This is a genomic window from Monashia sp. NPDC004114 (assembly GCF_053603855.1).
Genome location: NZ_JBSGGK010000008.1, coordinates 112,930 through 131,626 on the forward strand (window position 1 = coordinate 112,930; position 18,697 = coordinate 131,626).

The window sequence follows — 18,697 nt, forward strand, 5'->3', positions numbered from 1 at the left end:
GTGTCATTCGTGCTGCACGTCGACGGGGAGCGCTGGCGCGCGGCCCACGACCGGTTCGTCGCGGACCGCCCAGGGCTCGTGCCGGTCGTCAAGGGCAACGGCTACGGCTTCGGCCGTGGCCTCCTCTGCGCCGAGTCCGGCCGCCTCGGCGTCGAGCTCATCGCGATCGGGACCTACGCGGAGCTGCCGGAGGCGCTCGCGACGTTCGGCCGCGACGTCCTCGTCATGGAGCCGTACCGCCGCGCGATCCACGCCGACCTTGCCGACCTCGCCAACCGGCGCGTGGTCCACACCGTGACGACGAGCGACGACGTCACGGACCTGCGCGCGGCGAACCCCGACGCACGGGTCATGGTCGAAGGGCTCACCTCGATGAACCGCTTCGGTGCCCCCGCCCCCGACGTCGCAGGTCTGGCAGCGGACGCGGACGCCGTCGGCGTGACGCTGCACCTCCCGCTCGGCTCCGGGCACGTCGAGGAGATCGGCCGCTTCGTTGCCGCGGTGCCGAACGTCCGCGACTGGTACGTCTCGCACGTCACACGCGACGAGCTGGCGACCCTGGCGAACCGCTTCCCGGACAACGAGTTCCGCCCCCGCGTCGGCACCGACCTCTGGTACGCCGACCCGGCCTCCTACGAGGTCCGCGCCCACGTCCTGGACGTCCGTCCGGTCGAACGCGGCGCCCACGCCGGATACCGCCAGCGGCCGGTCCCCGCCGGACATCTTGTCGTCGTCAGCGGGGGGACCTCGCACGGGGTCGCGATGGAGAGCCCGTCCTCGGCGGCGACCGTCCGCACCCGCGCCATCGCGGTCGCGGAAGGTGCGCTCGAGGCGGTCCACCGGGTGCGGTCGCCGTTCACGATCGCCGGGACGATGCCACGCTTCGTCGAGCCGCCCCACATGCAGTGCAGCCTGCTGGCCCTTCCGGCCGGCCTTGCTCCCCCGCGGGTCGGTGAGGAGGTCGCCGTGCGGATGCGGCTGACCACGACGACGCCTGACGCCGTCGTCGTCCACTGACGCTGCCCGCCAGCCAGAGGCAGTTGGCTAGGGTGAAGCCAACGGATCAGTCGGCCGAAGCCCACGAGGAGCCCGCATGACCTTCAACGACAACGCGCAGCTCGACACCTCGCAGGTGGAGAGCGGCCGCGGCGGTGGCGGTGGTGGCTTCGGCGGTGGGGGCGGCGGTTTCCCTGGCGGCATCCAGGTCGGCGGTGGCATAGGCGGGCTGATCATGCTCGTCCTGGTGCTCATCTTCGGCGGAAAGGCGCTGCTCGGCGGGGGCGGCATCGGCGACTCCGCCGACACCGGGGCCGGCGGGCTGCCCTCGCAGCAGCTCCAGCCCGCGCAGGTCGCTGCGGGCGGCCAGGTCGACCAGAGCGAGTTCTCCCAGTGCAAGACCGGCGCGGACGCCAACCGCAACGACGTCTGCCTCATCATCGCCACGGTCAACAGCGTGCAGGACTACTGGGCGGACACCTTGCCGAAGTACCAGGTCAACTACGAGCCGGCGAAGACCGTGATCTACCAGGGGCAGACGCCGTCGGGCTGCGGGACGGCCAACGCGCAGGTCGGCCCGTTCTACTGCCCGCTCGACAGGAAGGTGTACATCGACGCGAGCTTCTTCGAGGAGCTCCAGAGCAAGTTCGGCGCCAACGGCGGGCAGCTGGCCAAGGAGTACGTCGTCGCGCACGAGTACGGCCACCACATCCAGGATCTCCTCGGCCTGCTCAACCGCGCACAGCAGGACCCCCAGGGCCCCAACTCCGGCTCCGTGCGCACCGAGCTCATGGCCGACTGCCTCGCGGGCACGTGGGTCAAGCACGCCACCGAGACCACCGATGCGAGCGGCACGCCCCTGCTCAAGCCGATCACCGAGGAGGACATCCAGTCCGCGCTCAGCGCGGCGGCCGCCGTCGGAGACGACCGCATCCAGGAGAAGATGCAGGGCAGGGTCACCCCGGAGACGTGGACCCACGGGTCGGCCAAGGCGCGGATGGACTGGTTCACGCAGGGCTACCGGACCGGCGACATCAACCAGTGCAACACCTTCGGCGTCAGCACCGTGAGCTGAGACCGGGACGTCAGCGCAGGGGCTCGGTCAGCTCGACCCGGATGGCCCTCCCCCGCCGCAATGCCGCCTCGAGCACGTCTCGTCGCGGGTCGGGCAGGTCGTAGAGCTCGCGCACCGGGAGCCCCTTCAGCGCCCGCAGCGCCGACGCTGCGAGCACCTCGCGCACCAGTGCACGGTCGCCGCCGACGACGAGCCCTGCAGGTATGCCGTCCGCCCCCTCGGGTGGTGACTCGTCGTCCCGCAGCAGCACCCGCTTCGTGTGCCCGACGACGGCATGGACGAGCTCGTCGGCCTGCTTGTCGCGACGCCGGGCGAACCGCTGCTGCGACCAGCCTCCGGCCGCGGTCCGCGACTGCACGTGGCGGCTCCCGACCTTCGACTCGGTGAACCGGCCTGCACGAGCCAGCCCCACGGCATACCCGCCGCGGCGGACGAGGACGACCCCGAGGGGGTCGTGACTGAACGGGCGCGCCACCACGGTCGCACCGTCGGCCGCCCGCGCTGACACGACGACGCCGTCGGGAGAGGTCTCCTCGACGGCGTCGTACGCTCCATGACGCTCGGCGAAGCCGGCCATCCACCGGTCGTACCGCTCCGGGTCGACCTCGATGACCCGCGTCGTCACGTCAGAGGTTGAAGCCCAGGGCGCGCAGCTGGTCGCGGCCGTCCTCGGTGATCTTGTCGGGACCCCACGGCGGCATCCAGACCCAGTTGATCCGGTGCGACACCACGAGGCCCTCGAGGGCCTGTGCGGCCTGGTCCTCGATCACGTCCGTCAGCGGGCAGGCCGCGGACGTCAGCGTCATGTCGATGACCGCATGCGACTGCGAGTCGACGGTGATGCCGTAGACCAGGCCGAGGTCGACGACGTTGATGCCCAGCTCGGGGTCGACCACGTCACGCAGCGCCTCCTCGACGTCCGCGACGTTGGTCGGAGTGGTGGCCTGGCTGGTCTCGCTCATGACGAAACTCCTTGCGGTGAAACGGAACTCGTGGTGGTGATATCGACGCCGGCCCGGGCCAGGGCGTCGGTGAAGGCCGCCCAGCCGAGCAGGGCGCACTTGACTCGTGCGGGGTACTTCGCGACGCCGGCGAAGGCGACGCCGTCGCCGATGGTGTCCTCGTCACCGGCGATCGCGCCCTTGGAGGTGAGCATCGCGCGCATCGCCTCGTAGGTGGCGAGGGCCTCGTGGACCGGGTGTCCGATCACCTCGTCGGCGAGCACCGAGGACGACGCGACCGAGATGGAGCAGCCTTGGGCGTGGTAGGACACGTCGCTGACGACGGCGTCTGGACCAGTCCCGCTGACGTCGACGCGCATGGTCACCTCGTCGCCGCACGTCGGGTTGATGTGGTGCACCTCGGCGTCGAACGGCTCTCGGAGGCCGGCGTGGTGCGGCCGCTTGGAGTGCTCGAGGATGAGCTCCTGGTAGAGGTCCATGTCAGCTTGCCTCCCTGGCGGGCTCGCCGCGCAGTGCCCGTGCGTCGTGTGCCGGCTCCAGGCCTACGTCGGGGTCGAGGTCTGCCACGTCGACGCCGAAGATCGCCGGCACTTTGTCGAGCGCTGCGAGCAGGGCGTCGATGTCGGAGTCGGTGTTGTGGACCGCGACCGACGCTCGGGTCGTCGCGGTCGCGCCGAGGGCGCGATGCAGAGGCCACGCACAGTGATGGCCGACGCGGACGGCAACCCCCTGGTCGTCAAGAACCTGGCCCACGTCGTGGGCGTGCACGCCGTCCACGACGAAGGCGACGGCACCGCCCCGCGGGACGCCGACCGGTGGGCCGACGACGCGGACCCAGGGCCGCTCCGCCAGACCGCGCTGCAGCCGCTCCACGAGGCGGGCTTCATGGGCATTGATCCGGTCGATGCCGATCGACTCGACCCACCGGACAGCGGCCGCGAGGCCGACCGCCTGGGCGGCGTTCGGCACCCCGGCCTCGAACTTCTGGGGAGCCGGCGCGTAGGTGGAGCGCTCCATGGTCACGAGCTCGATCATCGAGCCGCCGGTGAGGAACGGGGGCATGACGTCGAGCAGCTCGGCGCGTCCCCACAGCACTCCGACCCCCATCGGGCCGTACATCTTGTGCCCGCTGAAGGCGATGAAGTCGGCGCCGAGGCGCGCCACGTCGACCGCCAGGTGCGGGACCGACTGACACGCGTCGACGACCGCGAGCGCCCCCACGGCGTGCGCTCGCGCGGCGAGGTCGGTCACGGGGTTGACCGTGCCGAGCACGTTGGACACGTGGGTGAACGCGAAGACCTTGGTGCGCGCCGTCAGCAGCTCGTCCAGGTCCGTGAGGTCGAGCGACCCGTCGGCGGCCAGCGGCACCCAGCGCAGGGTGGCACCCGTGCGGCGCGCGAGCTCCTGCCACGGGACGAGGTTGGCGTGGTGCTCCATCTCGGTGACGAGGATCTCGTCTCCTGGCCCGAGCACGAACCGGGCGTCCTTGGGCCCGCTCGTCGGCGCCGCGTTGGAGAACGCGTAGGCGACGAGGTTGAGAGCCTCGGTGGCGTTCTTGGTGAAGACCACCTCGTCGGCCGGAGCGCCGATGAATGCCGCGATGGTTGCTCGTGCCGACTCGAAGTCGTCGGTGGCCTCCTCCGCGAGCTGGTGTGCGCCACGGTGCACGGCTGCGTTGTGGTGCTCGTAGAAGGCGCGCTCGGCGTCGAGGACCTGCCTCGGCTTGTGCGAGGTCGCACCCGAGTCGAGGTAGACAAGGGGCCGGCCGTCGCGCACGGTGCGCGCCAGGATCGGGAAGTCGCCGCGGATCGCGGCAAGCTCCCCGTCCGTGAGCGGCAGGTCACCCGACATCCGGCTCAGGCCTCCGTCGTCACCGTCGCGCCGGTGGTGGCGTACCGGTCGTAGCCCTCGTCCTCGAGACGGTCCGCGAGCTCAGGGCCGCCCTCCTCGACGATGCGACCGTCGACGAAGACGTGCACGAAGTCGGGCTTGATGTAGCGCAGGATCCGCGTGTAGTGCGTGATGAGCAGGACGCCGACGTTGCTGGCGTCCTTCGCGCGGTTGACACCCTCGGAGACGACCTTGAGGGCGTCGACGTCGAGGCCGGAGTCGGTCTCGTCGAGGATCGCCATCTTGGGCTTGAGCAGCTCCATCTGGAGGATCTCGTGGCGCTTCTTCTCGCCACCGGAGAAACCCTCGTTGACGTTACGGTCGGCGAACACCGGGTCCATGCGGAGGTTGGTCATGGCCTCCTTGACGTCCTTGACCCACGTACGCAGCTTGGGGGCCTCGCCGTCGATGGCAGTCTTGGCCGTGCGCAGGAAGTTGCTCACGGTGACTCCGGGCACCTCGACGGGGTACTGCATCGCGAGGAAGAGTCCGGCCCGAGCACGCTCGTCGACCTTCATCGCGAGGACATCCTGGCCGTCGAGCGCGACGGTGCCGCCCGTGACGGTGTACTTGGGGTGGCCGGCGATGCTGTACGCGAGCGTCGACTTGCCGGAGCCGTTCGGCCCCATCAGCGCGTGCGTCTCCCCCGACCTCACGGTGAGGTCGACCCCGCGCAGGATCTCCTTGGGGCCGTCCTCGGTCTCGACCGAGACCGTCAGTCCCTTGATCTCGAGCGTGCTCATGGGTCAGTTCTCCTTGGTGGTGCTGGTCGGGGTGGTGCTGGTCGGGGTGGTGCTGGGGGTGCTCTGGGAGGCGGCATACGCGGTCGTGGCGAGCTCCTCCTCGATCGAGGCGGTGATCTCGTCACGCAGGTCGGCGACCGGGATGTCGCGGATGATGTCGGCGAAGAACCCGCGGACGACGAGCCGCTTCGCCTCGTCCTCGGGGATGCCGCGCGCCTGTAGGTAGAACAGCTGCAGGTCGTCGAACCGGCCCGTGGCCGAGGCATGCCCGGCGCCCACGATCTCACCCGTCTCGATCTCGAGGTTGGGGACCGAGTCGGCGCGGGCGCCGTCGGTGAGGATGAGGTTGCGGTTGAGCTCGTAGGTGTCGGTGCCCTCGGCCTCGGCCCGGATCAGCGCGTCGCCGACCCATACGGTGCGTGCGGTGGCGCCCTGCAGGGCGCCCTTGTACGTCACGTGGCTCTTGCAGTGCGCAGTGTTGTGGTCGACGAACGAGCGGTGCTCGAGGTGCTGGCCCGCGTCGGCGAAGTAGACGCCGAGCAGGGTCGCGTCGCCGCCGGGGCCGGCGTAGCGGACGTTGCTGTTGAGACGCACGACCTCACCGCCGAGGGAGACCGAGATATGCCGGTAGGTCGCGTCGCGGCCGACCACGGCATCATGCTGTGCCAGGTGCAGAGCGTCGTCGGCCCAGCGCTGGATCGACACCACGGTGACGTCCGCACCGTCGCCGACGACGACCGACACGAGCTCGGACAGCTGCGCCGAACCGGTGTGCTCCAGCACGATCGTGGCGCGCGCGAACGCACCGACCGTGATGACGTCGTGGCCGAAGACCGTCTGACCTTCGCCGGCCAGACGCAGCCGGACCGGCTCCGCCAGCTCGAGCTCCGCCGGGATGTCGAGGTGTCCGACTGCAGGTGTCCGGGCGGCGGCAAGCACCGCGGCGCGGTCGCCGGGGGCCGGCGCACCGAGCTCGCGAGCTGCCGCGAGGTCGATCTCGGTGAAGGTGACCCCGTCGGGCAGCGCGGCAGACCTGCCGAGCCGGGCACCGGTCGCCTCGTCGGCGAGCAGGCGGGCGAGCTTCTTCACCGGAGTGAAGCGCCACTCCTCCTCGCGGCCCGTCGGCACCGGGAACGCCGCGACGTCGAACGACGTCGGGCGCTCGGCCCGGGACTGGGACGGCACGAAGCCCGTCGCCGACGCGGACTGGGGATCGGTGTGGGACCGGTTCGCGGTGTCCACAAGCGTGTCGGCAACTAACATCAGCCGACGGCTCCTTCCATCTGGAGTTCGATGAGGCGGTTGAGCTCGAGGGCGTACTCCATCGGCAGCTCACGCGCGATCGGCTCGATGAAGCCGCGCACGATCATCGCCATGGCCTCGTCCTCGGCCATGCCGCGGGACATGAGGTAGAACAGCTGGTCCTCGGACACCTTCGAGACGGTCGCTTCGTGCCCCATCGACACGTCGTCCTCGCGGATGTCGACGTAGGGGTACGTGTCCGACCGGCTGATGGTGTCGACGAGCAGGGCGTCGCAGCGAACGGTCGAGGCCGAGTGCGAGGCGCCCTCGAGCACCTGCACGAGGCCGCGGTACGACGCGCGCCCACCACCGCGCGCGACGGACTTGCTGATGATCGAGCTCTTCGTGTTCGGGGCAGCGTGGACCATCTTGGAGCCGGTGTCCTGGTGCTGGCCCTCGCCGGCGAAGGCGATCGACAGGGTCTCGCCCTTGGCGTGCTCGCCGAGCAGGAAGACCGCGGGGTACTTCATCGTCACCTTGGAGCCGATGTTGCCATCGATCCACTCCATCGTGGCGCCCTCCTCGCAGGTGGCGCGCTTGGTGACGAGGTTGTAGACGTTGTTCGACCAGTTCTGGATGGTCGTGTAACGCACCCGGGCGTTCTTCTTGACGATGATCTCGACGACGGCCGAGTGCAGCGAGTCGGACTTGTAGATCGGCGCGGTGCAGCCCTCGACGTAGTGCACGTACGAGCCCTCGTCGGCGATGATCAGCGTCCGCTCGAACTGGCCCATGTTCTCGGTGTTGATCCGGAAGTAGGCCTGCAGCGGGATGTCGACGTGCACACCCGGCGGGACGTAGATGAACGAGCCACCCGACCAGACGGCCGTGTTGAGCGCCGCGAACTTGTTGTCACCGGCCGGGATCACCGTCGCGAAGTGCTCGCGGAAGATGTCCTCGTGCTGCTTGAGCGCCGTGTCGGTGTCGAGGAAGATGACGCCCTGCGCCTCGAGGTCCTCGCGGATCTGGTGGTAGACCACCTCGGACTCGTACTGCGCGGCCACACCCGCAACGAGGCGCTGCTTCTCCGCCTCCGGGATGCCGAGCCGGTCGTAGGTGTTCTTGATGTCCTCGGGGAGCTCGTCCCAGGTCGCCGCCTGCTTCTCGGTCGACTTCACGAAGTACTTGATGTTCTGGAAGTCGATGCCGGTCAGGTCCGAGCCCCACGACGGCATCGGCTTCTTCGAGAAGAGTGACAGGCCCTTGAGCCGGAGCTTGGTCATCCACTCCGGCTCGCTCTTGCGGCCCGAGATGTCGCGCACGACATCCTCGTTGAGCCCACGGCGCGCGGAAGCGCCGGCCACGTCGCTGTCGGCCCAGCCGTACTCGTAACGGCCGATGTCCTTCAGGCCCGGGTTGAGCTCTTCGATGTGGGTGGTCATGAGGAACCTTCCTTGACGTGCGTGAGGCTGTCGTTCCGGGTGAGCTGTTGCGTGGTCTGTGCTGTGCTCTGTGGTGCGGTCAGTGCTGTGGTCTCGATGGTCGCCGGTTGCCTGGCGGTCCCGGGGGCGTCAACACCGGAGGTCGGCGTGGTCTTCCGAGCGAGTCCGCCGGTCGGGACGAAGGTCGTGCACACGTGGTGCCCACCGGCCAGGGTGGCGAGCCGCTGCACGTGGACCCCGAGCAGGCGGGAGAACGCCTCGGTCTCTGCCTCGCAGAACGCCGGGAACTCCTCCGCGACGTGCTGCACAGGACAGTGGCCCTGGCAGAGCTGGACCCCGGTGAGCGCACCGCTGCCGACGGGTCGAGCGGTGGCAGCGAAGCCGTCCTCGCTCAGGGCCTCGACGAGGACGTCAGCCCGGGCGGAGGTGTCCTCGCCCGCGACCTCCAGCCGAGCGGCATACTTCTTCTCGAGCTCGCCGACCCGGCCGCGCGCGAAGTCGCGGACCGCAGCCGGTCCGGCATGGTCCGAGAGGTAGCGCAGGACCTCGACGGCGAGCGAGTCGTAGTCAGCCTCGAGGGCCCGGTGGCCCGCCTCGGAGATGACGTAGGCGCGCGCTGGGCGTCCACGGCCGCGCCGGACACCGGCGGGCTCGTGCGGCTCGACCGCACCCTGCTCGACGAGAGCGTCGAGGTGACGTCGGACGGCCGCGGGGGTCAGGTCGAGGTGGCGCCCCAGCTCGGCGGCCGTGATGGGCCCGTCGACGGAGACCATGTGCAGGACTCGGGAGCGCGTGCGTGACTCGAGCGGCGAGACGTGCTCGCCGTCCTTCGTGTCACGCGGAGCGTGCTCACCGATAAACACAACACCATTGTGACGTAATTGGCCGGGGGACTTCCAGTTAGGCTCGCCTAACCGGCCGAGCGACCCGTCCGGCCGTTCCCGTCGGGGTCGTCCGCGCCGCCCAACGGGCCCGCCGCGAGCTCCGGCCCGGTGAGCTCCGCATCGGTCTCGTCCACCTCATCGGCCTCGTCAGCCTCATCCGCCTCATCGGGCTCTGGAGGCATGATCACCGAGGGCAGCTTGCGCCGAGGAGGCGCGACGGCATTCGGCCCGAACCAGCGGCGCCGCAGGGGCGCGGTGAGCCAGCCGAGCGGGCACGTCAGCACGTAGCCGTACGCGACGATCATCCCCGTCGGCCCGGGGTAGAGGACCAGACCGAGGACGAGCAGGACCGCGAGCGGGATCGAGATCCGCAGGTGACGCGGCGACAGCAGGTCGCGGAAGGACCGGAAGCGGAACGACGAGGCCATGAGCGCGGCAGGCAGGACCCCGGCCGCAACCGGCAGCAGCGGCGCCCAGTCGTAGAGCGGGTCACCGATCGCCATGACGGTCGAGATGACGACCCCGGCCGCGCCAGGACTGGCCAGCCCGACGAAGTAGCGCTTGTCGGCCAGCGGGTCGATGGTCACGTTGAAGCGCGCCAGCCGGTAGGCCGCGCAAGCCAGCCAGAACATCGCGCCCACCCATGCCCACGCGGGGTGCGCGGGGAAGGCCCACGTGTACACCAGCACCGCAGGGGCGATCCCGAACGAGATGAGGTCGGCCAGCGAGTCGAACTGCAGCCCGAACGGGGTGATCGCCCCGACCGCGCGGGCCACCGCACCGTCGGCGATGTCGAGGACGATGGAGATGCCGATGAGCACCGCCGCGACCCGGAACTCCCCTTGGAAGGACAGCAGCACCGACGAGAAGCCGCAGAGCATGTTGCCGAGGGTGAACAGGCTCGGCAGCACCGCACGGGCCCGAACCTTCGGGTTCAGCCGGCTCCACGGGACGACGCGCGCGCCGGTCTGCGAGACGAGGCGGATCCCGCGGCTCACCCGCTGGCGGGCCCGGGGCAGAGGCCGTGACGACCGGTCGGTGCCGGGGTCGTCACTCATGAGGCGTCGCTCGACAGCACGGCCGGGAACCGGCCCAGCACGGTCTCGCCACCGACGGCCCGCTTGCCCTTGGAGACCTCGAGGACGACCTCTGGTGGCAGGAACACGTCCATGCGCGAACCGAACTTCATCAGGCCGATCCGCTCCCCGGTCGCGACCTCGTCGCCGGCCCGAACCCGCGTGACGATGCGCCGTGCGAGCTGCCCGACCAGCTGCCGGTAGACGACGCGGCGGGTGCGCCCACCGACGACCCGCTCGACGACGATCTCGCTTCGCTCGTTCTTGGTGGCGCTCTCGGCGCGGTACGCCGCGAGGAACCGCCCGGGCGTGTGGGTGACGTCGACGATGCGCCCGCCGTAGGGAGAGCGGTTCATGTGCACGTCGAGCAGCGACAGGAAGATGCTCACCTGCTGCCACTGCCCGTCCGGCGCCACGCCGGGCTGCGGCTCGCCGACATGCATGACGATGCCGTCCGCTGGGGCGAGCACGACGTCTGGGTCGGTCACGGGCGTCGTGTCCGGCGTGCGGTCGGGGTCGCGGAAGAAGAGGGTCACCCCCGCCGTCAGCAGGCCCAGGGCTGCGGTCGTGCGCGGCTTGCGGGCGAGCGCGGCGACCACCGTCGGCACGGCGGCCATGACGGTGAACGGCTTGGCGGCGGGGTCGATCTTCACGGGTCGGGCGTCTCCGTCGTGAGTCGGGAGGAGCAGGCGCTGGACCGGTGGTCGAGGCGCCTGATCGGGGTCGTCGGGACGAGCCTAGACTCATCCGACATGACCGCCGCGGTGACACTGTCCGACCTGCACCGCGCATTCGGATCGGTCCGGGCCCTCGACGGTCTCACCTGGTCGGCACCCACCGGCAAGGTCACTGCGGTCCTCGGCCCGAACGGCGCCGGCAAGACCACCGCCGTCGAGTGCGCTGTCGGCCTGGGCAGGCCGGACTCTGGTGTCGTGGAGGTGCTCGGCGTCGCGCCGTGGAACGCCTCGGCCGACCATCGCGCACGGGTCGGCGTGATGCTGCAGGCCGGTGGCCTGCCCAACGGCACCAAGCCGATGCGGCTGCTGCATCATCTGGCCCGCCTGTACGACGACCCGGCCGATGTCGAGGCCGTCGCCCGCAGTCTGGGCGTCTCGGACTTCGCGTCCACGACCGTGCGCCGCCTGTCCGGCGGGCAGAAGCAGCGGCTGGCCTTCGCTGCTGCCCTGCTCGGCCGCCCCGAAGTCCTCTTCCTCGACGAGCCGGTGGCCGGCCTCGACCCGCACGGACGCCTCGACGTCTGGGACCTGATCCGGGACCAACGAGACAACGGCGTCACCGTGGTCGTGACGACCCACTCGTTCGAGGAGGCCGAGCGCCTCGCCGACCACCTCGTCATCATGAACGCCGGGCGCACCGTCGCCGAGGGCACGCTCGAGGTGGTCACCGCGGGTCGCTCTCTCGAGGACGTCTACTTCAGCCTTACCCGGAAGGGGGCCGCGTGAGGGCCGCGGCTCCGCGGCAACGCGTGCTCGCGCAGGCCAGGTTCGAGGCGGGCAACCTGCTGCGCAACGGCGAGCAGCTGCTGGTGTCCCTGCTGCTGCCCGCGATGGTCCTCGTCGGCCTGAGCTACACGACGACCCCCTCGCTCGGGCCGGGCAACCGCATCGACGTCGCGGTCCCCGGGGTCCTGGCTCTGTGCGTCATCTCCGCGGCGTTCACCTCGCAGGCGATCGCCACGGGCTTCGACCGCAGGTATGCAGTGCTCCGCTACCTCGGCGTGACGCCGCTCGGCCGCGGCGGCCTCATCGCCGCGAAGGCGATCGCCACGCTCGCCGTCGAGCTGGTCCAGGTCGTCGTCATCGCCGGGCTCGGTCTCGCGCTCGGCTGGCGACCGCGCGCCTCCGGCATCCCGTATGCCGTCCTGTTCCTCGTCGTCGGCACCTGGGCGTTCGTGGCGCTGGCGCTCCTGCTCGCCGGCACCCTGCGCGCCGAGGCGGTGCTGGCCGTGGCCAACCTCGTCTGGGTCGTGCTCCTCGCTCTCGGCGGCGTCGTGGTCCCGCGCACGGAGCTGCCCGACGGCGCCGCCCACGTCGCGGCGTTGCTGCCCTCAGCCGGTCTGGCGGACGGGCTCCGCTCGGCGCTCGTCGAGGGTTCCCTGAACGTACCCGCGCTCGGCATCGTTGTGCTGTGGGGAGCCGTTGCCACCGTGCTCGCTGCACGATGGTTCCGCTTCGACGACTGAGACCGCACGCTGCTCACCCCTCAAGCTCCCACGTACGGAGGCGACGTGTTCGACTACATCTTCGGGCTCCCGATGCACGCCCTGGCCATCCACGCGGTCGTCGTGCTCGTGCCGCTGTCGGCACTGTGCGCCATCGCCTACGTCGCCCGGCCCGGCTGGCGCACCGTGCTGCGCTGGCCGACGGCGGTCGGTGCCATCGTGTCGGGAGTCTCGGCGTTCGTCGCGGCCGAGAGCGGGGAGCAGCTGCTCGTGCGCGTGTCGGCGACGCGCGCGAGCACGACCGACTTCGACCTCGTACAGGAGCACGTCGACTGGGGCGACCGGGCCAAGCTCTTCTGCCTCCTCTTCATGGTGCTCACGCTCGTCGCAGTCTGGTTTGTCAGACCCCCCGAGCAGGAGACCCCGCGCAGCCGACCGTTCGAGGTGCTTCTGTCAATCCTCGTGGCCCTCGGAGCCCTGACCGCGATCACGACGGTGGTCCTCGCCGGGCACGCGGGAGCCGAGGCCGTCTGGAGCGGTCTGGCCTGAGCGGCCGCCGTCGGGGCGCACTCGGGGGCGGTTCCTCGGATGCCGGGCCAGCGGCATACGCTCTGACCGTGTCACGCGTGTCCACCACGACCTCCCGCCTGTCCGCCGCCCAGTCGCGGTGGGTGCGCCCGATCCTTGTCGCGAACCTCGTCGGCGAGATCGCCATCGTCGCCACCGGCGGCGTCGTGCGGCTCACCGGCAGCGGGCTCGGCTGTTCGACCTGGCCCGAGTGCCAGCCCGGCTCGTTCACCCCGGTGCGCACCCCGGAGAGCTCCTTCCACGGCCTCGTCGAGTTCGGCAACCGCACGCTCACGGGAGTCGTCGGCCTTCTCGCCGTCGCGTCCCTGGTGGCCGTGCTCATGCGGTGGCCCGGGCGGCGCCGGCTGATCGTCGTGGCCGCCGCCGTGCTCGCCGGGATCCCGGCGCAGGCCGTGCTCGGCGGCATCACCGTGCTCACCGGGCTCAACCCGTGGACGGTGATGGGGCACTTCCTGCTGTCGATGGTGCTCGTGTCGCTGTCCACCGCACTCCTGCGAGGGGCGCAGGACGAGGACTCGGGCCCGGGCGAGCTCGTGGTCCATCCGCTGGCGAGGAAGCTCGCCATCGGCACGGCCGCCGTCGGCGGGGTCGTGCTCGTGCTCGGCACGATCGTCACCGGATCCGGACCACACTCGGGCGACGCCGACCGTCCTGCCCGGACCAACTTCGACCCGCGTTTCGTCTCGTGGATGCACGCCGACACGGTGATGCTCTTCTGCGGCCTGGTCATCGCCACCCTCGTCGCCGTGCGCATCACGGCGACCACCGACGAGGCCAGGCGATCGTGGGACATCGTGCTCGTGGTCACCGTGATCCAGGGGATCATCGGCTACGTCCAGTACTTCACCAAGCTCCCCGAGATGCTCGTCCTCATGCACATGATCGGCGCGAGCCTCCTGGTCGCGGCGCTCACCTGGGGCGTCCTGTCGACTCGGCGAAACCCCGTCTGACCGACCGACCGCCACCTCTGCCTAGTCTTGGTCGCGTGACGGACCAGCCGACCCTGCGCGACGGCGAGCTCGTGCTCCGTCCCTGGACCGGCGACGACAGCGAGCCGACGAGGCTGTTGCACGACGCGGAGATCGCGCGGTGGTTCGACTTCCCGGCGGTCGTGCCCCCGGCCGACCAGCACCGCGCCTGGATCGACCAGACCCAGGCGGAGTGGGCGGCGGGGTCGAAGGCGACCTTCCTCGTGCAGTGGCGGGGTATGCCGGCCGGCTCGGTCGACGTGCGGCGAGCGGACGCGGGTGTCGGCGTCCTCTCGTGGGCCGTGTACGCACCGTTCCGCGGGCAGGGGCTCGCCTGGCGGGCCGTCCGCCTCCTGGTCGAGTGGGCGTTCGAGGCTCTGTCGATCGAGCGGGTCGAGGCGCACGTCAACCCGGAGAACCGCGCCTCCGTGCGGACCGCGCTACGCGCCGGCCTGCGGCGTGAAGGTCTGCTGCGCGGCAATGCTGTCCTAGGCGGGCTTCGTCAGGACACCGTCGTGTTCGGGCGGCGCCGCGACGACCCACAGCCGGACACCCGCGACGGTTTCACCGCGATGCTCGACTCCACGCTGCCGACGAAGCGCGCCATCGCCCAAGGGGTGCTGCGGTCGCCGGATGGCGAGGTGCTCCTCTGCGAGCTGGTCTACAAGCGCGAGTGGGACCTGCCGGGAGGTGTCGTCGACCGGCACGAGTCCCCGGCTGCCTGCGTCGTCCGTGAGCTGCGGGAGGAGCTCGACCTGCAGGTGTCCGTCCGCGCGCTGCGTGCAGTGAACTGGCTGCCGGCTCTCTACGGCTGGGCCGACGCCACCGTGTTCGTCTTCGACCTCGGAGTGCTCGACCGGGACGTCGTCCTGAACGCGAGCCTGGAGAGGCGTGAGATCGCTGCCGTCCACTGGACCGGACCGCAGGACTGGGCCCTGCACGTCGCGCCGTACAACCAGCGTCTGCTCACGGTGCTGGCCACGAACCACGAGGGAACGCTCTACCTCGAGGACGGCCGTCCGGCGATCTGACCCGGCGACCTGACGCAGTGTCGCCGCACCCTGGGGGCCAGGCAGACTGCCACCAGGGCGGACCGCCGGCAGCCGAGTGACGCCCGGCGGCGTTGGTTGCGGTCCGTGGGACCCGGCCGTCAGGAGAGGCCGGGAAGCGGCAGGTGCCAGATCGGGTCGAGGGCGACGCCGACGAACAGGATCGTGAGGTACGTGATCGAGAAGTGGAACAGCCGCATCGGCTTCAGCGCGCTCTCGGCCGCGCCCGACTTCGCCTTGGCCAGCAGGCGGTGTGCTTCAGCGAGGAACAGCACGCCGGAGACGACGGCCGCGACGGCATACAGCCAGCCCATCCGCTGGACCGGGATCAGCGCGAGCGACGTGAGCACCATCGCCCAGGAGTAGAAGACGATCTGCCTCGCGACGACGACGAAACGCTCGACGACCGGCAGCATCGGCACGTGCGCCGTGGCGTAGTCGTCCTTGTACCGCATCGACAGCGGCCAGTAGTGCGGCGGTGTCCAGAAGAAGATCACCATGAAGAGGATGAACGCCGACCAGCTGACGGTGTTGGTCACCGCCGACCATCCGATCAGCACCGGCATGCAGCCGGCCGCCCCGCCCCACACGATGTTCTGTGCGGTCCGGCGCTTGAGCAGCAGGGTGTAGCCGAAGACGTAGAAGAGCAGCGCCGCCAGGGCGAGCCCCGCGCTCAGCCAGTTCACGAGGAACCCGAGCCACAGCGTCGATGCGACCGTGAGGGCCACGCCGAAGGTGAGCGCTCCCGCTGGGCTCACCGTGCCGGTGACGAGCGGACGCCGGCTCGTGCGGTGCATGACCGCGTCGATGTCGCGGTCGATGTAGCAGTTGAGCGTGTTGGCGGCGCCCGCCGAGAGCGTGCCTCCCACGACCGTCGCCACGATGAGCCAGAGCTGGGGCACCCCGCCCTCGGCGAGGAACATCACCGGGATCGTCGTGATGAGAAGCAGCTCGATGATCCGCGGCTTCATCAGCGAGACGTACTGCCCGACGAGGAACCTCAGTCCACTGCCGTCCGGACCGTGCAGCGCCGACAGGTCGGCGCGGGGGTCCACCGTTGTCACTGAGATCCTCACCGCTGGTTCGTCGCTCGCACCCTCGGGTACGGAGCATTGCGACGCAAGTCTAGACCGTCGCGCTGGCGGTCGGCGCACCCCCCGTGACCGGCACTCGGTCGAAGTGTCGTCGCTCACAGGGCGAGGGCTAGGCTCGTGTCCGTACGAGATTGACCCTGCCTTAAGGAGACCCGTCCGTGCTCACCGCTGCGTCCAGCACCGCCGAGGCGAAGAAGCCCACCCGCTCGCGTTCCACCACGAAGACGACGAAGGCCCTGCTGGCACAGCGCGACGCCGGTCTCGCACTGCCGGTCGCCAAGAAGGCCGGTTGGAGCGACCTCGACGTGCGTGCCGTCGACACGGTGCGCCTGCTCGCTGCGGACGCCGTGCAGAAGGTCGGCAACGGTCACCCTGGCACGGCCATGTCCCTCGCCCCGCTGGCGTACCTGCTCTACCAGAACGTCATGACGCACGACCCGTCCGACCCCACCTGGCTCGGTCGCGACCGGTTCGTCCTGTCGGCGGGTCACTCCAGCCTCACCCAGTACATCCAGCTGTACCTGTCGGGCTACGGCCTGGGTCTCGACGACCTCAAGTCGCTGCGCACGTGGGGATCGCTGACCCCGGGCCACCCCGAGGTGCACCACACCAAGGGCGTCGAGATCACGACCGGCCCGCTCGGCTCCGGCCTCGCCTCCGCCGTCGGCATGGCGATGGCCCAGCGGCGCCAGCGGGGGCTCTTCGACCCTGACGCCAAGCCGGGCACGAGCCCGTTCGACCACCGCATCTACGTCATCGCCTCGGACGGTGACATGCAGGAGGGTGTCAGCCACGAGGCCTGCGCGCTCGCGGGCCACCAGGAGCTCGGCAACCTCACCGTCGTCTACGACGCCAACCAGATCTCCATCGAGGACGACACCGATATCGCGTTCAGCGAGGACGTGGCCGCCCGCTTCACGGCATACGGCTGGCACGTCGTCGAGGTCGACTGGCGCCAGGACGCCAACGGCGCCACCTACGTCGAGGACGTCGACGCGCTCCTCGCAGCGATCCGCTCCGGAGAGAAGGTCGCCGACAAGCCGACACTCGTCGTCCTGCACACGATCATCGCGTGGCCGGCCCCCACCAAGCAGAACACCGGCAAGTCGCACGGCTCCGCACTCGGCGACGCTGAGGTGTCGGCGACCAAAGAGCTGCTCGGCTTCGACCCGGCCAAGTCCTTCACCGTCGAGCCCGCTGTCCTGCGTCACGCTCGCGAGGTCGGCAAGCGCGGCAAGGCCGCGCGCCGCGAGTGGGAGAAGAGCTTCAAGGCCTGGCGCAAGGCGAACCCCGACCGGGCGGAGCTGCTCGACCGCGTCCTCGCCGGTGAGGCGCCCGCCGGCCTCGCCAGGGCCCTGCCGACCTTCCCGGCCGACGAGAAGGGCCTGGCCACGCGCGCCGCGTCGGGCAAGGTGCTCGGCGCCCTCGCCGACGTGATGCCCGAGCTGTGGGGCGGCTCGGCCGACCTCGCGGAGTCCAACAACACGACGATGGAGGGGCAGCCGTCGTTCGTCCCGACCGGCAAGCAGACCAGGGAGTGGAAGGGCGGCCCCTACGGCCGGACGCTCCACTTCGGCATCCGCGAGAACGGCATGGGGATGATCCTCAACGGCATCGCGCTCGAAGGGCTGACCCGCCCCTACGGCGGGACCTTCCTCGTCTTCTCCGACTACATGCGCCCCGCCGTCCGGCTCGCCGCGATCCAGCAGGTCCCGGTCACGTACGTGTGGACCCACGACTCGATCGGCCTCGGCGAGGACGGCCCGACGCATCAGCCGATCGAGCACCTCGCCGCCCTGCGTTCGATCCCCGGGCTGGACGTCGTGCGGCCCGCCGACGCCAACGAGACGGCCGCCGCGTGGGCTCAGATCCTCACTCGCAACAACGGCCCGGCCGCGCTGTGCCTGACCCGCCAAGCGGTTCCGACGTTCGACCGGAAGAAGCTCGGCAAGGCCAGCGGCGTCGCCAAGGGCGCCTACGTCCTCGTCGAGGAGTCACGCCCCGGCCAGCCGGACGTCATCATCATCGCCACTGGGTCCGAGGTGCAGCTCGCGGTCGCCGCCGCCGAGCGCTTGGAGAAGTCGAAGATCGCAACCCGCGTCGTGTCGATGCCGTGCCGCGAGTGGTTCGAGCGCCAGACGCGCGCCTACCAGGACAAGGTGCTGCCCCCATCGGTGCGCGCCCGGGTCAGCGTCGAAGCCGGCGTGTCGATGGGCTGGCACGACCTCGTCGGCGACGCCGGCCGCAGCGTCAGCATCGAGCACTTCGGCGCCTCCGCCGACTACCAGACCCTTTACCGCGAGTTCGGCATCACGACCGAGACCGTGGTCAAGGCGGCCAAGGACACGCTCAAGGCCGCCGACCACGCCGCGACGACGGCGCCCCGGGTGACCGAGACCAGCCCCATGCGTGCCGCCCAGAGCGCTGCCACGGACGTCATGGGCGACGAGCTGGTCCCGAGTGCCAAGGCCGCCGAGTCCGCCAACTGACCACCACCAAGGGGAAG

General features: G+C 70.4%; 19 protein-coding genes. 8 read left to right on the forward strand and 11 right to left on the reverse strand.

The features are described 5' to 3' along the window. On the forward strand, positions 1 to 1,017 hold the full coding sequence (locus ACWEOW_RS12375; protein ID WP_452269502.1) for an alanine racemase: 1,017 nt from the start codon (positions 1 to 3) through the stop codon (positions 1,015 to 1,017). 76 nt (positions 1,018 to 1,093) lie between these two features. Then, the gene (gene ypfJ / locus ACWEOW_RS12380; RefSeq protein WP_452269503.1) at positions 1,094 to 2,071 is read left to right on the forward strand and encodes a KPN_02809 family neutral zinc metallopeptidase; all 978 of its coding nucleotides are present in this window, start codon (positions 1,094 to 1,096) and stop codon (positions 2,069 to 2,071) included. A gap of 10 nt (positions 2,072 to 2,081) precedes the next feature. Here ypfJ and ACWEOW_RS12385 read toward each other — a convergent pair whose 3' ends face one another. Genes ACWEOW_RS12385 through ACWEOW_RS12430 form a run of 10 tightly spaced genes read right to left on the reverse strand, consistent with a single transcriptional unit; the run spans position 2,082 to position 10,963 of the window. Continuing rightward, positions 2,082 to 2,696 carry an acVLRF1 family peptidyl-tRNA hydrolase gene (locus tag ACWEOW_RS12385; protein WP_452269504.1) on the reverse strand — a complete coding sequence of 205 codons (615 nt, stop codon included), beginning with the start codon at positions 2,694 to 2,696 and terminating at the stop codon, positions 2,082 to 2,084. A gap of 1 nt (position 2,697) precedes the next feature. After that, complete coding sequence (locus tag ACWEOW_RS12390; protein WP_452269505.1) at positions 2,698 to 3,033, reverse strand: metal-sulfur cluster assembly factor; 336 nt, start codon at positions 3,031 to 3,033, stop codon at positions 2,698 to 2,700. Further along, on the reverse strand, positions 3,030 to 3,512 hold the full coding sequence (gene sufU / locus ACWEOW_RS12395; protein ID WP_452269506.1) for a Fe-S cluster assembly sulfur transfer protein SufU: 483 nt from the start codon (positions 3,510 to 3,512) through the stop codon (positions 3,030 to 3,032). The genes ACWEOW_RS12390 and sufU overlap by 4 nt, the downstream gene beginning before the upstream one ends. Before the next feature lies 1 nt (position 3,513). Beyond that, positions 3,514 to 4,884 carry a SufS family cysteine desulfurase gene (locus ACWEOW_RS12400; RefSeq protein WP_452269507.1) on the reverse strand — a complete coding sequence of 457 codons (1,371 nt, stop codon included), beginning with the start codon at positions 4,882 to 4,884 and terminating at the stop codon, positions 3,514 to 3,516. Positions 4,885 to 4,889: 5 nt separating this feature from the next. Further along, complete coding sequence (sufC, locus tag ACWEOW_RS12405) at positions 4,890 to 5,666, reverse strand: Fe-S cluster assembly ATPase SufC (RefSeq protein ID WP_452269508.1); 777 nt, start codon at positions 5,664 to 5,666, stop codon at positions 4,890 to 4,892. 3 nt (positions 5,667 to 5,669) lie between these two features. Then, a complete protein-coding gene (gene sufD, locus ACWEOW_RS12410; RefSeq protein ID WP_452269509.1) occupies positions 5,670 to 6,929 on the reverse strand; it encodes a Fe-S cluster assembly protein SufD in 1,260 nt (419 codons plus the stop codon). Beyond that, positions 6,929 to 8,350, reverse strand: coding sequence for a Fe-S cluster assembly protein SufB (sufB, locus tag ACWEOW_RS12415; protein ID WP_452269510.1), 1,422 nt, complete (start codon positions 8,348 to 8,350; stop codon positions 6,929 to 6,931). The genes sufD and sufB overlap by 1 nt, the downstream gene beginning before the upstream one ends. Then, positions 8,347 to 9,213, reverse strand: coding sequence for a helix-turn-helix transcriptional regulator (locus tag ACWEOW_RS12420; RefSeq protein WP_452269511.1), 867 nt, complete (start codon positions 9,211 to 9,213; stop codon positions 8,347 to 8,349). The genes sufB and ACWEOW_RS12420 overlap by 4 nt, the downstream gene beginning before the upstream one ends. A gap of 47 nt (positions 9,214 to 9,260) precedes the next feature. Further along, positions 9,261 to 10,292 carry a CDP-alcohol phosphatidyltransferase family protein gene (locus tag ACWEOW_RS12425; RefSeq protein WP_452269512.1) on the reverse strand — a complete coding sequence of 344 codons (1,032 nt, stop codon included), beginning with the start codon at positions 10,290 to 10,292 and terminating at the stop codon, positions 9,261 to 9,263. Next, on the reverse strand, positions 10,289 to 10,963 hold the full coding sequence (locus ACWEOW_RS12430; protein WP_452269513.1) for a phosphatidylserine decarboxylase: 675 nt from the start codon (positions 10,961 to 10,963) through the stop codon (positions 10,289 to 10,291). The genes ACWEOW_RS12425 and ACWEOW_RS12430 overlap by 4 nt, the downstream gene beginning before the upstream one ends. A 99-nt stretch (positions 10,964 to 11,062) precedes the next feature. Between ACWEOW_RS12430 and ACWEOW_RS12435 the strand changes: the two genes are divergently transcribed. The 5 genes from ACWEOW_RS12435 to ACWEOW_RS12455 all read left to right on the forward strand — a co-directional run bounded on the left by ACWEOW_RS12435 (position 11,063) and on the right by ACWEOW_RS12455 (position 15,079). Then, complete coding sequence (locus ACWEOW_RS12435) at positions 11,063 to 11,773, forward strand: ABC transporter ATP-binding protein (protein ID WP_452269514.1); 711 nt, start codon at positions 11,063 to 11,065, stop codon at positions 11,771 to 11,773. Further along, positions 11,770 to 12,513: an ABC transporter permease gene (locus tag ACWEOW_RS12440; protein ID WP_452269515.1), complete on the forward strand. Its 744-nt coding sequence runs from the start codon at positions 11,770 to 11,772 to the stop codon at positions 12,511 to 12,513. The genes ACWEOW_RS12435 and ACWEOW_RS12440 overlap by 4 nt, the downstream gene beginning before the upstream one ends. 45 nt (positions 12,514 to 12,558) lie before the next feature. Further along, on the forward strand, positions 12,559 to 13,041 hold the full coding sequence (locus tag ACWEOW_RS12445) for a DUF2231 domain-containing protein (RefSeq protein WP_452269516.1): 483 nt from the start codon (positions 12,559 to 12,561) through the stop codon (positions 13,039 to 13,041). Positions 13,042 to 13,109: 68 nt separating this feature from the next. Beyond that, positions 13,110 to 14,030, forward strand: a complete 921-nt coding sequence (locus tag ACWEOW_RS12450) for a COX15/CtaA family protein (RefSeq protein WP_452269517.1) — start codon at positions 13,110 to 13,112, stop codon at positions 14,028 to 14,030. Positions 14,031 to 14,065: 35 nt separating this feature from the next. After that, positions 14,066 to 15,079, forward strand: coding sequence for an NUDIX hydrolase (locus tag ACWEOW_RS12455; RefSeq protein ID WP_452269518.1), 1,014 nt, complete (start codon positions 14,066 to 14,068; stop codon positions 15,077 to 15,079). A gap of 119 nt (positions 15,080 to 15,198) precedes the next feature. Here the strand turns inward: ACWEOW_RS12455 and ACWEOW_RS12460 are convergent, their stop codons facing one another. Beyond that, positions 15,199 to 16,173 carry a heme o synthase gene (locus ACWEOW_RS12460; protein ID WP_452269519.1) on the reverse strand — a complete coding sequence of 325 codons (975 nt, stop codon included), beginning with the start codon at positions 16,171 to 16,173 and terminating at the stop codon, positions 15,199 to 15,201. A gap of 176 nt (positions 16,174 to 16,349) precedes the next feature. Here ACWEOW_RS12460 and tkt point away from each other — a divergent pair, with 176 nt between their 5' ends. Further along, entirely contained in the window at positions 16,350 to 18,680 is a 2,331-nt protein-coding gene (gene tkt, locus ACWEOW_RS12465; protein WP_452269520.1) for a transketolase, read from the forward strand. Positions 18,681 to 18,697: the final 17 nt, after the last annotated feature.